Here is a 14587-nt window from a genome sequence, read left to right as displayed (position 1 = left end):
AATTTCCACCGCATGATACCAAACTCTTGGTCGGGCAATAAATTTACGCACCCGTCGGCGCCTTGTACTGTAAGTCGCTGGCTTCGTTGCACTTTCCCACCCACCGCTTTTCACCCCCTCTTTCACCCCAACCTTTTTCTTATGAAAAGAAGCATTACCCGTTTGTTCCGCCCGCTGCTTTGTGCGCTGGGACTAGGGGCATCCCTCCAGGCGCAGGCCGGTTTCACGCCGGTCACCGTCACCGGCTTTACGGCCGATATTGTGGCCAACGGCACCGGCACCGTTATTTCCACCACCACCTCCGACATGGACGGCGGCAACGTGAACACCCGCTACGCCTTCATGGCGCCGAACTACGTGAGCCCGACCGGAGCCACGCCCACCGTGTCGTTGCCGGCCACGGGCCTTATCAATAGCGTGGCTACCAGCGGACTCAGCTTCCAGTTAGCGTCGTATTCGGCCAACAACTCGCTCCGCATTGCCAGCACCGGCAGCGGAACCCTGTCGCTGACCACGCCGCAGGCCTCCGGCGAAGTGTACTTTCTGGCTTCGTCGGGCAACGGCGCCAGCACCGTGACAGTTACCGTGACTTTCACCGATGCCACCACGCAGGTTTTTACCGGGCAAACGGTGGCCGACTGGTTTGGGGGCACGGGGTTCGCCATTCAGGGCATTGGCCGGGTGAACTACGACAACAACACCATCGAAAACAACACCACCGACCCGCGCCTCTACCAAATCCGGCTGCCCTTGCTGCCGGCCAACTACACCAAGCTGGTGCAAAGCATTGGCTTTGCCAAAACCTCCACCACGGGCACGCTCAACGTCATGGCCGTCAGCCTGAACGGTGTGTGCACGGGCACGCCCACGGGCGGCACCACGGTGGCCAGCGTCACCAGCGTGTGCGCGTCCACGGGCTTCACGCTCTCGCTCACGGGCGGCAGCAGCGACGCCGGCATCACGTACCAGTGGCAGTCTTCGACCGATAACGGCGTGACGTGGACCGACATCAGCGGAGCCACTGCCAGCACCTACACCGTGGCCGGCCAGGCCGCTACCACGCAGTACCGCGCCCGCATCACCTGCGCCGGCAGCAGCCTGACGGCTACTTCGGCGCCCGTCACCGTGACCACGGCGGCCCCCACCTACGCCGCGCTGCCCGTCATCCAGAGCTTCGAAACCACTTGGATTGATGTGTGCAATACGCGCGATGCGCCTTCCAACAGCTGGCGCAACAGCCCCGCCACCGGCAACAACTCCTGGCGCCGCGAAGACGACCCCACCAGCGCCGCCTGGACCAGCCCCACCATCGGGCTCTACTCGCCGGTGAGCAGCCAGGGCAGCCACTCGGCGCGTTTCCATAGCTACTTTGCTGCTAACGGGGCCCTGGGCAACCTGGACTTGTACGTGAACCTGAGCGCCGCCGGGGCCAAGCGCCTGAGCTTCGACTTTATCAACACCAGCGGCAGCGACTCGCTCATTGTGTTGCTTTCGAACGATGGCGGCCTGACGTTTGGCCGCCTGGGGGGCTACAAGCTGAGCGCCACCTTCACCACGCAGGTGCTGCCCATTACCAGCACGTCGGCCACGGCCGTGCTGCGCTTCCGGGGTAAGTCAGACTTCGGGGCAACGGATATCGGGCTCGATAACATCGTTCTGGAGTCGGCCACGGGCTGCCTCACGCCGGCCAGCCTGGCCGCTACCTCCACCACTACCACCACGGCCACGGTTACCTGGCTGACCGGGGGCACGGGCACCTACACGGTGCTTTACGGCCCCACGGGCTTCAACCCGGCCACCGGCGGCACGGCCGTAACCGGCCTCACAGCTCCGCCCTATACCATCACGGGCCTCACGCCCGGCACCACCTACCAGTTCTACGTGACCCTGAACTGCGCCGGCGGCTCCAACTCCGGCACGGCCGGGCCCGCTTCTTTCAACACCCAGATTGTGAACGACGAGCCCTGCGGGGCCACGGTGCTCACCATCAACAACACCTGCACGCCGCTGGCTACTACTACTTTCGGGGCTACCACCACGGCTAGCACCATCTACGGCACTGGCGGCCAGGGCACGTGCAGCACCTACACGGGCTCGCACGATGTATGGTTCCAGTTCACAACGGCCGCTACCGGGCCTACCAGCACGGCCGTCCGCATCTCGGTGACGGGCGGTGCCGCCAGCGTGGTGAGCGTGTACTCCGGCACGGCCTGCACCGGTCCGCTCACGTTCCGTCAGTGCTCCGGCACCACCGTGAACACGGCCGCGCCCAACCTCGACCTGAGCTCGCTGACGCCCAGCACTACGTACTACGTGCGCGTCAGTGAGTTTTCCAGCGCCGGCACCTTGGGCAACTTCACCATCTGCGCCAGCCCGATTCCGAACTGCACCACGCCCGGCGGCCTGAACGTCACGGGCGTTACCAGCACGTCGGCCACGCTGAACTGGCTGGCCGGAGCGGCTGGCAGCACCTATACCGTGTACTACGGCCCCACGGGCTTCACGCCTCCGGCTGGCGGCACCACCCTCAGCGGCCTCACGGGCACCAGCACGACCGTTACCGGCCTCACGCCCAACACCACGTACCAGTTCTACGTGATGCAAGTGTGCGGCGGCTTCAACGGCAGCAGCACGCTGTCGGCGGCTTTCCCCTTCAGCACCCCGCTCGCCGCGCCAGCTAATGACGACCCCTGCGGTGCCATCACCATCACGAACGGCACCACCCTCAACAGCACCACCGTGGGCGCTACTACCAGCTTGCCAAGCGTCATTTTCCTGCCGGCTTGCGGCGGGGGGGCGCTGCCGAATGACGTGTGGTTTGCCTTCACGCCCAGCGGCACTGCCTCTACCCTCACCCTGACCGGTAATGCTTCGGGCACGGTGCGCGTTTACACAGCCGCCAGCTGCTCGGCCGGACCGTTCGTGCTGGTCACCTGCCGCACCGCAACCGCGGCCAACACCTCCGTTGGCACAGTAGCCCTCACCGGCCTCACGGCGGGCCAGCGCTACTACGTGGCCGTGAACGGCGCTGCCAGTACCGACCCCACGGGCCCCTTTACCATTGGCGCCACCAACCTGCTGGCCACCCGCGCCCAGGCCGATACCAATGCCCTGCTGGTGTACCCCAACCCCAGCAATACCGGCCAGCTCGCGCTGCGCCTCACCGGCTTCAGCGGCAAGGCCCAGGCCACGCTGCTCAATGCTTTGGGCCAGGTAGTGCTGACCAAGGACCTGGCCAATGCCAGCACCGAGCAGCTGCTGCTTACCCGTGGTCTGGCGTCGGGCCCGTACACCTTGCGCGTGGCCATTGGCGACCAGATGCTGACCCGCAAGGTGGTGCTGGAATAGCCTCATTTGCTGCACTTGTGCCGATAAAAAGGGCCGCCCAACCGGGCGGCCCTTTTTATTGTTGTGGTGGCGTTTCGGAAGTCATCAGCACCAATCAGCCCGGCCTGCTGAGCGTATTTCCTGAATGAATACAGCTTCGTTCAGGGGCGGGGCCAGAACAGGATGATGCCGATGCCCGCGCAACAGATAAGCCCGCCGATGACGTCGAACCGGTCGGGCCGGAAACCGTCGATGTACCAGGCCCAGCCAATGGACATCACGACAAACACCCCTCCGTATACCGCATAGGTTTTGCCGAAGGAAGTGGTCTGTAACGTGGCCACCCAGCCGTAGGCGACCAGCAGCAGCGCCCCAAGTAAGCCCGTCCAGGCCGGCTGGTCGGCCTTGAGCCAGCGCCAGAGCAAGTAGCCGCCCCCGATTTCGCAGAAACCGGCCAACACGTACAGGGCCAAGGGCTGAAAAGGAGACATGGGAGAGCGATGGGGTGGCAAGCACCGGCAATACCTGTACGCTACACCGTATTTATCGGCTACGCCGCGTTTGCCAAAGAATAGTCTGACCGGAGCAGGCCCATAAAAAAACCCTCATTACGACCTGTAATGAGGGTTTTTGTGAGGCGTATTGGGCTCGAACCAACGACCTCCACCGTGTCAGGGTGGCGCTCTGAACCAACTGAGCTAACACCCCGGGCTGTGGTCCTGCTACCAGGCCACGGCCCCAAAGGTAGCGCCTCGGCAACCATAGCGCGACAATTCAGGCCGAAATTTTAAGCGGCCGGCGCGGTGCCGGGCAACTTTCTGGCCCCGGAAAAGTATAGGGGCAAACGGGAATAGTAACCTTCCCCGGCTTTGCCTCCATTTCACACTCCTTTCATCCATGAAAAAGACTCTTCTGATACTATTACTGGCGGTGGCCTCTTCCACGGCTGCTTTCGCCCAGGCCCGCCCCGGCGGCACGCTTTCCTCAAAGGATTATACCGGCGGCAAATCGACCGACTCCGGCAATACCGGCTTTGGCGTGAAAGGCGGCTACAATTTTTCGCGTCCGTACGGCGGCGACCTCACAAACGTGTCGGCGTATCACAATTTTCACGCTGGGGTATATGGCCAGTTTGGGTTCAACAACTTTTCCTCAATTCAGGTTGAGTTGCTGTATAATCGCAAAGGCTACAATTCGGACATTGCCACCGGCACCGGCACCGCCGTAAAAATTACCAACCAAACTACTCGTCTCGACTACTTCGAGTTGCCTATTTTGTACGTTGCCAACGTAACAGATAACGTTAGTTTCCACGTAGGGCCGCAGGTTTCGCTGCTGACCAAGGTAACTCAGGGAGATACTGACCTAGCGCTTGCCTCCAACGGCTTCAACAGCATCGACTTCGGTGGGGTTGCGGGGGCCGAGCTACGCGTAGGCCCAGCCCGTGTGGGGGCCCGGTACGACTTGTCGTTTGGCAAAGTCTTCGACACCAGCTACAAGGTGAGTGGCTCTACCATTACGCTGCCATCGGTACACAACCAAGTGGTACAGGTGTACGTGGGCATTGGCTTACGGCAATAGCTTGTGGGTATTATGTTGCCTGAAAATACTTGAAAAGGAGGCCCTACAGGCCTCCTTTTTTGTTGACAACGGACGAAGCAAAAAACTTTGTATCCCTACGCCCGTTTCTCATTTCGCGGATTTATACTTCCTCTCTTATGAAACAAGCAGTAATCATGCTGGCGCTGGGCCTGCTGGCCGCGCCCGCGGTGCAGGCGCAATCGGACACGGGCACTCCCTCTTCCTCCAACTACCCGGCCAGCGACGGCACCGAATCCCGCAATACCGGCTTTGGCGTGAAGGGCGGCTACAACCTGGCCAGCATCAAGGGCACGGGCACTGAGTTGTTTACCAACCGCGACAATCTCAAGGATTTTCATGCCGGCGTATACGCCCAATACGGCTTCAACAACTTCGCTTCGCTGATGGTGGAGCTGCTGTATTCGCGCAAGGGCTACCGCACCGATTATCTGGGCTCAACGACCCGCGACACGCGCCTCGACTACCTGGAGCTGCCCATCCTGTTCGTGGGCAACCTGACCGAAACCATCAGCCTTCACGTGGGGCCGCAGGTGTCGCTACTCACCAACGTGCAGGACGGTGGCAACACTGTCAGCATTGGCAGCAACGGCTTCAACAGCCTGGATTACGGCGCCATTGCCGGCGCCGAAGCGCGGGTTGGCTTTGCCAAAGTAGGCGCCCGCTTCGACTGGAGCCTGGGCAAGGTGTACCAGAACGGCACGGTGCTGCACTACAGCAACCAAACAGGAACTGCGCTCAGCGACAACAACATCCGCAACCAGGTGTTTCAGCTGTACGTCGGCCTCGGCTTTAAGCACTAGCCGTTTTCGCCTGCTCAATGCTCCTGGCCCTCAATTACGCCGCTATCTACCAGGCCCGTGAGCTATTGCTGGGCCGGGGGCTGGCCGTGCTGGCCGCCTGGGTGCTGCTGAACCTGGTGGGAAGCGGCTACTACTTGGCCCGCGCCGACCGCCGGCAGCCGGCCTACTATTTCCACGGCATGAACGTGTGCTGGGGCCTGGTGAATGCCGTGCTGACGTGCTGGGGCGTGCTGCACCTGCACTTTATAGCCCCTGCCGCCCTGCAAACCAGCGATTTAGTACAGGCACAGCTTTCCAATGAAAACCTATTCCTGTTGAACGCCGGGCTCGACGTGGCTTATGTCATGACCGGTTTTTATCTGCGGGCGCTGGCCGTGGCGCCTGGCCAACGGCATGCAGCCCGGCTCTGGGGGTTTGGGCAGTCGTTGTGGGTGCAAGGGGGCTTTTTGCTGGGGTTCGATGCGTTGATGTGGGTAGTGTTGCACTGGCAAGGCCAAGCTTGGTTGCCGCAGCTGAAATAAGAATGGGATGCGTTGAATCTCTTTTTGGGACAATAAACCCATTTTGAGAATTCTGAAAATCCTTGGACAAGAAAATGGCGTAGGTGGTCGACTAATTGGCTAGGTTCGTCCTATTTATCTGGCTGCGCACTGTGGGCAGGTGAATTTTGGGCCTTCTTACTTAGCTGCTTAGCTAACCCGGCCTTCGGGCCGCCCTGCCTGACTATGCGACACTTCGTTTTTGCTCTTGCTACAGTTTGCCTTTGCCAGCTTTTCGTTTTTGGCAGCAACGCCAAGCCGCTTGACCACGTCGAGGTGGTTGCGCTTATTTCACCGGCCGGAGGTGTGCGCCTCAACGGTATTTTGCGGCTGCCTAACGGCCCAGGGCCTTTTCCGGCGGCAGTGCTGTTGCCCGAACGCGGCGTTGATGAGCGCAACCCCGTTTTGCCCGAAAGCCAGCTACTGAATAGCTTGGCCGACTACTTGGTGAGCCAGGGAGTGGCGGTGCTGCGCCTGCACCAGCGCGGCCATGGCGGCTCCGAAGGGCTGGCGGCCAGCACCACCCTGGCCGAACGCTCGGCCGATGCCATTGCAGCCCTCAATTACCTGCGCACCCGGCCCCAGGTCGACGTAACGCGCCTGGGCCTCGTCGGGCATGGGGAGGGCGCCAACGTGGCGTTGTTGGCCGGTGCACAGCCCCTGGCCCCCACTTTCGTGGTGGCGGTGGCGGCGGCCGGCCTGCCCGGCCGCGAGCTGCTGGCCCAGCAGCCCGCGATGTACGGCAAGATATTGGGCAACGACTCGACCGATGCCCAACGCGAGCGCAAATACCGGCTGGAGCAGGCGGCGGCCGAGCAGGAAGCCGCTAAAATGCGCGCCCACGGCTCCAATGCAGCGCAAGTGCAAACCTACCTCGACCAGCAGCACCTGCGCCAGAAAGCCGCCATGCGCCGCGACGAGGAAAACCTCATCAAACACCAGCGCGCCATGCTCGAAATTGTGCGTCAAACGCCTGATAATGCCCAGGCCCAGGCTATTCTGAGCAACATGCTGCGTCAGCGCTATCCCCACATTGCTCCCGCCGACTTGCAGGCCAGCGTGCAGTTGCTCACCACGCCGGCCTACCGCAGCTACCTCGCTTTCGACCCCGTGCCGGCCCTGGCCGAGGTGCACTGCCCGGTGCTGCTGCTTCAGGGCGAAAACGACCGCCAGGTTAACGCCGCCGTCAACGTGGCCCTGCTCAAAAAAGGCCTGCGCAACAATGCCCGGGTGGCCGAGTTGCGCCTGCCCGGCCTCAACCACGCCCTGCAACTCACCAACGATGAAAAGGACAGTTCCGAAGCGCCACTTTCGCCCGATGCGCTGGCCGACATCAACAACTGGATTCTGGCTCAAAAGTAACCCAGCATGACGGCAGTAGTTGCGCCTTGGCGCGGGGTCAGCAAGCTTCCTTGTTGCCCCCGCGCCAAGGCGCTTTTTTCGGCTTGGCTGTCTGGCAACGTTGGGAAATCGGTGTACTTGCTTGGTCAGCAAAGACGGGCTCATGGTCGGTGCGGTGGCCGGGTAGGCCGATAACCGGCAGCCGGCTGCGGCTTTCGGCCGCTCAATTTCGTATCTGGATTTCGCCCCTCGCTGAATGGGCTACTTCCTGAACTATGACTACATATTTGCCGGTCCGCGTGGCCACGCTGCTGGCGCTGCTGAGCGTAGCGGCCTGCAACTCCAAAAAGAAAGACGACAGCGCCGCTGGCAAAGGCGGCAAGGACGGCGGCCCGCAACCCATCAAGGACTACCCGGTGCTGGTGGTGCGACCCGATACGGTGACGCTTTTCCAAGACTATCCCGCCACCATTCAGGGACAGCAGAACGTGGAAATACGGCCTAAGGTGGACGGGTTCGTGGAGGCCATTTATGTAGACGAGGGCTCGACGGTGAAGAAGGGCCAGAAGCTCTTCCACATCAGCGCGCCGCAATACGAGCAGGACGTGCGCACGGCCCGCGCCGGCATCAAAACTGCCCAGGCCGACGTGGACGCCGCCCGCATGGGCGTGGAAAAGGTGCGGCCGCTGGTGAACAAAGGCATCATCAGCAAGTACCAGCTAGAGGGCGCGCAGTACACCCTGGAGGCCAAGCTGGCCGCACTGGCGCAGGCGCAGGCCACGCTGGCCAACGCCCTCACCAACCTGGGCTACACCACCATTACAAGCCCGGTAGATGGCGTGATGGGCACCATCCCTAACAAAATTGGCAGCCTGGTAAGTAGTACTTCGGCCGACCCACTTACCACCATTTCCAGCCTGGGCAACGTGTATGCCTACTTCTCGCTCAGCGAGAAGGCGCTGCTGAATTTTGCCCGCCGCCGGCCCGGCAACACCCTGCAGGACAAGCTGGCCAACGTGCCAGACGTGCTGCTGGTACTGGCCGACGGCAGCGTGTACCCCTATCACGGCCGCGTGAAAACCGCCATCGGTCAGATTAATACCGAAACCGGGGCCAGTAGCTTCCGCGCCACCTTCCCCAACCCGCAGGGGCTGCTCCGCAGCGGCAGCAGCGGCTCGGTGCGCACCCAGCAGCCGCTTGATAACGCCCTCATCATTCCGCAGAGCGCCACCTACGAGTTGCAGGGCAAGCGCTTCGCCTACGTGGTAGGCCGCGATACGGCCGCGCACGCCGCCCCCATCACAGTGGTGCCCACGCCCGACGGGGCCTCGTTCGTGGTGCAGAAAGGACTGAAAGCAGGCCAGCAAATTGTGCTCGAAGGCATCAGCGGGCTGAAAGAGGGCTCGAAGATTCGGCCGAAGGTGGTGAAGTCGGTACCGAAGAAGGAAGTGGTAGCGGGTGGCTGAGGTGTCTGCCTCGCTTTGCGTGAACGTCATGCCGAGCGCAGCCGAGGCATCTCGCTCGCCTCGTTGAACAGACGCGGCGCGAACGAATGATTTACTACCCCACGCAAGATGCCTCGGCTGCGCTCGGCATGACGGCCGATTTGTAAAAATTGCCTGATAGAAGATTATGCTAAAAATATTCATCGAGCGCCCCGTGCTCTCCACCGTTATTTCGGTGATAATCGTGCTGCTGGGCATTCTGGGGCTGTTGCAGCTGCCCATTGCGCAGTACCCCGACATTTCGCCGCCCACCGTGCAGGTATCGGCCAGCTATGCGGGGGCCAATGCCGACGTGGTGCTGAAAAGCGTGCTCGTACCGCTGGAAGAGCAGATAAACGGCGTGGAAGGCATGACTTACATGACGTCCTCGGCCACCAACGAGGGCGCGGGCAGCATCCAGGTGTACTTCAACGTGGGCACCGACCCCGACCAGGCGGCCGTGGATGTGCAGAACCGCGTGGCCAGCGCCACCAGCCTGCTGCCCCAGGAAGTGACCCTGGCCGGTGTGACGGTTCGCAAGCAGCAGAGCAGCAACCTGCTGATTTTTGCCCTCTACTCCGACAACCCGGCCTACGACCAGACCTTCCTCCAGAACTACGCCCAGATTAACATCGTCCCGCAAATCAAGCGGGTGAACGGCGTGGGCAACTCCAACGCCTTCGGCTCGCGCGACTATGCCATGCGCGTGTGGCTCAAGCCCGATGTCATGGCCATCTACGGCCTCACGCCCGCCGACATTTCGGCCGCGCTGGCCGACCAGAACGTGGAAGCTGCCCCCGGCAAATTCGGCGAAAACTCCGACCAGAGCTTTCAGTACGTCATCAAGTACACTGGCAAGCTGGTGTCGGTGGAGCAGTTCGAGAACATCATCCTCAAAAGCACCGGCCCGGGCCAGTTGCTGCACCTCAAAGACGTGGCCCGGCTGGAACTGGGCGCGCAGGCCTACAGCAGCAACAGCGCCACCTTCGGCAAGCCCTCGGTGGGTATTTCGGTGAACCAGACGCCGGGCTCCAACGCCCGCGACGTGATTGAGAAGTCGCTGGCGGTATTGAAGGAGGCCGAAAAGTCGTTTCCGGCCGGCATTCACTATACCAACCTGGTCAACATCAACGACTTTCTGGATGCCTCGATTGACAAGGTAATCCACACGCTGCTGGAGTGTTTCGCGCTGGTGTTCTTGGTGATTTTCATTTTCCTGCAGGATTTCCGGTCCACGATTATCCACGGCGTGTCGGTGCCGGTTTCCATCATCGGCACGTTCTTCTTTCTGAAGGTTTTCGGGTACAGCATCAACCTGCTCACGCTCTTTGCGTTGGTGCTTGCCATTGGCATTGTCGTCGATGATGCCATTGTGGTGGTAGAGGCCGTGCACGCTAAGCTGGAAGACGGCTACACTTCCCCGCGCAAAGCCGCCATTGACGCCATGAGCGAGATAACCGGGGCCATTCTCAGCATCACGCTGGTGATGGCGGCGGTGTTCCTGCCGGTCACGTTCATCACCGGGTCAGTGGGTGTTTTCTACAAGCAGTTCGGCATCACGCTGGCGGTGGCCATTCTCATTTCGGCCGTGAATGCGTTGACGCTATGCCCGGCCCTGGCAGCGCTGTTCTTGAAGCCGCCGCACCACGAGGGGGAGGCCAAAGAGGAAGAAGCGAAAGACGGTGAATCAAAAACTGTTGATGCCAAAGACGGCCAGGAAAACCCGGACTCGAAAGCGGCGAAAGAATCTAAAGAAGCGCCAAAGAAAAAGGGTTTCATGCAGCGCTTCAGCATTGCCTTCAATGCGGCCTACGATGCACTGGTGGGCAAATACACGAAGGCCGTTACGTTCCTGTCGGCCCGCAAGTGGGTATCCTTGATTGCGGTGGCGGGCTTCGGCGCGGGGCTGTATTTCCTGATGACGACTACGCCCAGCAGCTTCGTGCCGAACGAGGACATGGGCACTATTTTCGTGAACGTGAGTTTGCCGCCGGCCTCCACGCTAGAGCGCACCACGGCCGTGAACACCGAAGTCGATAGCCTGATTCGGACCATTCCGGCGGTGAAGGGCACGCTGCGCATTACGGGCCAGAACTTCCTGGCCGGTCAGGGCAGCGCCTACGGCATGGTCATCGTGCGGCTCAAGCCCTGGGACGAGCGCAAAAAGGCCAACAATGAGGACGTTATCAAACAGATTACCAAGCTTACGGCCCACATCCGGGCCGGCGATATTCGCAGCATTTCGCAGCCCACCATCACTGGTTTTGGGGCCACGGGCGGCTTCACGTTTCAGTTACAGGACAAGGGCGGGCATACCACCGCCGAGTTCTTCAAAGTAGCCCAGGATTTCCTGGCCGAGCTGAATAAGCGCCCCGAAATCCAGTACGCCAGCACGGCCTTCAATCCCGGCTTCCCGCAGTATCAGCTGAGCGTGAACGTGGCCAAGGTAAAGCAGGCCGGCCTGACCGAAAAGGATGTACTTAATGCCATGCAGGTATTTTACGGCGGTTCCTACGCTTCCAATTTCAACCAGTTTGGCAAGCAGTACCGGGTGATGGTGCAGGCCGACTCGGCCTACCGCGCCAACCCCGAGGGCCTGAGCAAGGTCTTCGTGCGCAACGCCGATGGCGTGATGGCCCCACTCACCGAATTCGTGACCCTGACGCGCATTTACGGCCCCGAAAGCCTCTCGCGCTTCAACCTCTTCACCTCTATTTCGGTGAACGGCTCGCCCAAAGAGGGCACCAGCTCGGGCGAGGCCCTGATTGCCATTCAGGAAGTGGCCCAGAAGCTGCCGGCCGGCTACGGCTACGAATTTTCGGGCATCAGCCGTGAGGAGCAGGGCAGCGGCAAGCAGTCGCTCTACATTTTCGCGCTGTCGCTGGTGTTTGTGTATCTGCTGCTGAGCGCACAGTACGAGAGCTACATCTTGCCGTTTGCGGTGTTGCTTTCGATTCCGATTGGCTTGTGTGGCACGTATTTGTTCGCCAAGATTTTCGGCATCGACAACAACATCTACCTCCAGATTTCGGTGATTATGCTCATCGGCCTGCTGGCCAAAAACGCCATTCTCATCATCGAGTTCTCGCTGGCCCGCCGGCGCGACCACGGCCTGGAAATTCTGGATGCGGCCCTCGAAGGAGCCAAAGCCCGCCTGCGGCCCATCCTGATGACTTCGTTTGCCTTCGTGTTTGGCCTGATGCCGCTGCTGTTTGCCAGCGGCGCGGGCGCCAACGGCAACAAGAGCATCGGGGCGGGGGCCATCGGCGGAATGCTGTTTGGCACGTTGGTGGGGGTGTTTTTCATCCCGGTGCTCTTCGTGGTTTTTGAGGGCTTGCAGGAGCGCATCAGCGGCCCACCCAAAACCAAGGAGCAGTTGGAGAAAGAAGAAACTGAAGGCGGCCCGCCCGCCAGGGCAGGCGAGCAAAAGCCGGAGAACAAGCCCCAGGACAAGCCGCAACCGGCGCTGGCGTAGCACCTCACCCCCGGCCGCGCCACCTGCGTATACTATTAATTCCATTGCCATGACTGCCAGCAAATTCCTTCGATTGTTTTCCCCGGTGCTCGCGCTGGCCGCTGGCTGCCAGCTGCTGCACCCCTACCGCCGCCCCGAAACGGCCACCACCGGCCTCTACCGCGACGCGACTACCACCGACACTACCTCGCTGGCCGCCCGCCCCTGGCAGCAGCTCTTCACCGACCCGCAGCTGCAGAAGCTCATTGCCGAAGGCCTCGCCAACAACCGCAACCTGCAGGTAGCCCAAGCCCGCATCGAGCAAAACCAGGCCCTGCTGGCCCAGAGCCGCGCCGCGTTCCTGCCTAGCCTCAGCGGCCGCGCTACCACCACGCTCTCGCGTATCGGCGGGGCTTTTGTGAGCACCGGCACCGGGAGTAGCAGCACCACTACTACCGGCGGTACCACCGGAACAGGGGGTACGGGCACGGGCGGTACCAGCACCGGTGGCACGGGAACCGGCGGGACCGGCACCGGCGGAACCGGGACGGGCACCGGAACCGGCACGGGCACCACGACCACCGACCAAAGCACCGTGGTGACCGGCGGCGTGGCGCACCAGTATCTGCTGGGCCTGAGCAGTAGCTGGGAAGCCGACGTGTGGGGCAAGCTGCGTAGCACCAAACGTTCCTACGTGGCCGCCGTGCGCCAAAGCGAGGCCTACCGCCGCGTAGTGCAAACACATCTCATTGCCGACATTGCCGACAACTACTACGCCCTGCTGGCCCTCGATGCCCAGCTCGACATTACCCGCCTCACGGTGCAAAACCGCATCAAGGACGTGGAAACCATGCGCCTGCTGCTGGAAGGCGACGTGGTAACCGGCGCGGCCGTGGTGCAGAGCGAAGCCCAGCGCTACGCCGCCGAAGTCACCATTCCCGACCTGCAGCGCAACATCCGCGAAACCGAAAACCTAATGGCCACGCTGCTAGGCCGCACACCCGGCCCGGTGGCGCGCGGCACGCTGGCCGCCCAAGATGCCCCCCCGCCCCTGCTCACTGGCGTGCCCGGCCAGCTGCTGCGCAACCGCCCCGACGTGCAGCAGGCCGAGTACGCCTTCAAGTCAACTTTCGAGCTGACCAACGCGGCGCGGGCCTACTTCTACCCCAGCTTCACCATCACGGCCAACGGCGGCCTCACCAGCACCACGCTCACCAATTTGTTTTCGCCCACGGCCGTATTTGCCAGCATTGTGGGCGGCCTGGCCCAACCCATTTTCAGCCAGGGCCTGAACCGGGCGCGGCTGCAACGGTCGAAAGCCCTGCAGCAGGAATACCTCTACACCTACCAGCAAACCATGTTTGTGGCCGGCCAGGAGGTTTCCAACGCCCTGTTCTCCTACCAAAGCGCCACCGACAAAGCCCGCCTGCGCGCACTGCAGCTGGAGTCGCTCCGTAAGTCGGTCGACTACACGCAGGAGCTGCTGCGCGCCGGCTTCGCCAATTACACCGAGGTGCTCACGGCCCAGCAAAACCTGCTGCAGGCGCAGCTCAATGGCGTGAACGACCAGCTGCAACAGCGCCAGGCTGTGACAGATTTGTACCACGCGCTGGGCGGCGGCTGGCGGTAGTGGCCATCTGAGTTCTGCTATCTCAAAGCCTGTGATTAGTGCGGTTTCGCAGTGGGTGTACCGTAGCGCGAACTGTGTAGTTCGCGTCCCAGAACGAGCTACTGGCGCGAGGACGCGAACTACACAGTTCGCGCTACTTCCCTCGCCTGTATATCAACTCCGAAACCGCTGTAATCGCGCCGTTACCCGGCATGATTTGAGCTGATTGGCCGAGTGAAAGGTGGCAACCATCGATTGCCGTACGGGCCATGCCACCCGGCGCTGCACCTTTGTAGAGCAGAAGGCGCTGCGCCCTTGTCAGGCAGCGGCCAGCCGATTTGGCTGTGCGTTGCCCGGATTTCAAGTAACTGTGTAGTAGAAAGGTGAGTGTTAAGCCCCGAGGCTGGCCGCTGCAACGGCCAGCCTCTTTT

General features: G+C 61.6%; 9 protein-coding genes and 1 tRNA gene. 8 read left to right on the top strand and 2 right to left on the bottom strand.

Annotated features, from left to right (window positions below):
- The first annotated feature begins 141 nt into the window (after window positions 1-141).
- Window positions 142-3348, top strand: a complete 3207-nt coding sequence (locus tag JKL48_RS12565; RefSeq protein ID WP_201982906.1) for a fibronectin type III domain-containing protein — start codon at window positions 142-144, stop codon at window positions 3346-3348.
- A 140-nt stretch (window positions 3349-3488) separates the two neighbouring features.
- On the opposite strand, the gene JKL48_RS12560 is transcribed toward JKL48_RS12565, so the two are convergent.
- A complete protein-coding gene (locus JKL48_RS12560; protein ID WP_201982903.1) occupies window positions 3489-3818 on the bottom strand; it encodes a YnfA family protein in 330 nt (109 codons plus the stop codon).
- 142 nt (window positions 3819-3960) lie between these two features.
- Window positions 3961-4035: transfer RNA gene (locus tag JKL48_RS12555), tRNA-Val, on the bottom strand.
- Between the two features lie 189 nt (window positions 4036-4224).
- Between JKL48_RS12555 and JKL48_RS12550 the strand changes: the two genes are divergently transcribed.
- The 7 genes from JKL48_RS12550 to JKL48_RS12520 all read left to right on the top strand — a co-directional run bounded on the left by JKL48_RS12550 (window position 4225) and on the right by JKL48_RS12520 (window position 14177).
- Entirely contained in the window at window positions 4225-4908 is a 684-nt protein-coding gene (locus tag JKL48_RS12550; RefSeq protein ID WP_201982901.1) for a porin family protein, read from the top strand.
- Between the two features lie 137 nt (window positions 4909-5045).
- Window positions 5046-5729 carry a porin family protein gene (locus JKL48_RS12545; protein WP_201982898.1) on the top strand — a complete coding sequence of 228 codons (684 nt, stop codon included), beginning with the start codon at window positions 5046-5048 and terminating at the stop codon, window positions 5727-5729.
- Window positions 5730-5746: 17 nt separating this feature from the next.
- Complete coding sequence (locus tag JKL48_RS12540) at window positions 5747-6250, top strand: DUF6992 family protein (RefSeq protein WP_201982895.1); 504 nt, start codon at window positions 5747-5749, stop codon at window positions 6248-6250.
- Window positions 6251-6631: 381 nt separating this feature from the next.
- A complete protein-coding gene (locus JKL48_RS12535) occupies window positions 6632-7630 on the top strand; it encodes an alpha/beta hydrolase family protein (RefSeq protein ID WP_317191932.1) in 999 nt (332 codons plus the stop codon).
- Between the two features lie 254 nt (window positions 7631-7884).
- Window positions 7885-9075, top strand: a complete 1191-nt coding sequence (locus tag JKL48_RS12530) for an efflux RND transporter periplasmic adaptor subunit (RefSeq protein WP_201982890.1) — start codon at window positions 7885-7887, stop codon at window positions 9073-9075.
- A 166-nt stretch (window positions 9076-9241) separates the two neighbouring features.
- A complete protein-coding gene (locus JKL48_RS12525; protein ID WP_201982888.1) occupies window positions 9242-12568 on the top strand; it encodes an efflux RND transporter permease subunit in 3327 nt (1108 codons plus the stop codon).
- A gap of 49 nt (window positions 12569-12617) precedes the next feature.
- A complete protein-coding gene (locus JKL48_RS12520; protein ID WP_201982886.1) occupies window positions 12618-14177 on the top strand; it encodes an efflux transporter outer membrane subunit in 1560 nt (519 codons plus the stop codon).
- Window positions 14178-14587: the final 410 nt, after the last annotated feature.

The organism is Hymenobacter rubidus, assembly GCF_016734815.1.
GTDB classification, from domain to species: domain Bacteria; phylum Bacteroidota; class Bacteroidia; order Cytophagales; family Hymenobacteraceae; genus Hymenobacter; species Hymenobacter rubidus.
Note: the sequence above shows the minus strand (reverse complement) of the source record. Positions and strands in the feature narration are given on the sequence as shown.

Bases quoted from the DNA above. Each gene is read 5' to 3' on its own strand.
- JKL48_RS12540 (WP_201982895.1), top strand. From the start codon at position 5,747: ATGCTCCTGGCCCTCAATTACGCCGCTATCTACCAGGCCCGTGAGCTA.
- JKL48_RS12545 (WP_201982898.1), top strand. From the start codon at position 5,046: ATGAAACAAGCAGTAATCATGCTGGCGCTGGGCCTGCTGGCCGCGCCC.
- JKL48_RS12565 (WP_201982906.1), top strand. From the start codon at position 142: ATGAAAAGAAGCATTACCCGTTTGTTCCGCCCGCTGCTTTGTGCGCTG.
- JKL48_RS12530 (WP_201982890.1), top strand. From the start codon at position 7,885: ATGACTACATATTTGCCGGTCCGCGTGGCCACGCTGCTGGCGCTGCTG.
- JKL48_RS12525 (WP_201982888.1), top strand. From the start codon at position 9,242: ATGCTAAAAATATTCATCGAGCGCCCCGTGCTCTCCACCGTTATTTCG.
- JKL48_RS12520 (WP_201982886.1), top strand. From the start codon at position 12,618: ATGACTGCCAGCAAATTCCTTCGATTGTTTTCCCCGGTGCTCGCGCTG.
- JKL48_RS12560 (WP_201982903.1), bottom strand. From the start codon at position 3,818: ATGTCTCCTTTTCAGCCCTTGGCCCTGTACGTGTTGGCCGGTTTCTGC.
- JKL48_RS12550 (WP_201982901.1), top strand. From the start codon at position 4,225: ATGAAAAAGACTCTTCTGATACTATTACTGGCGGTGGCCTCTTCCACG.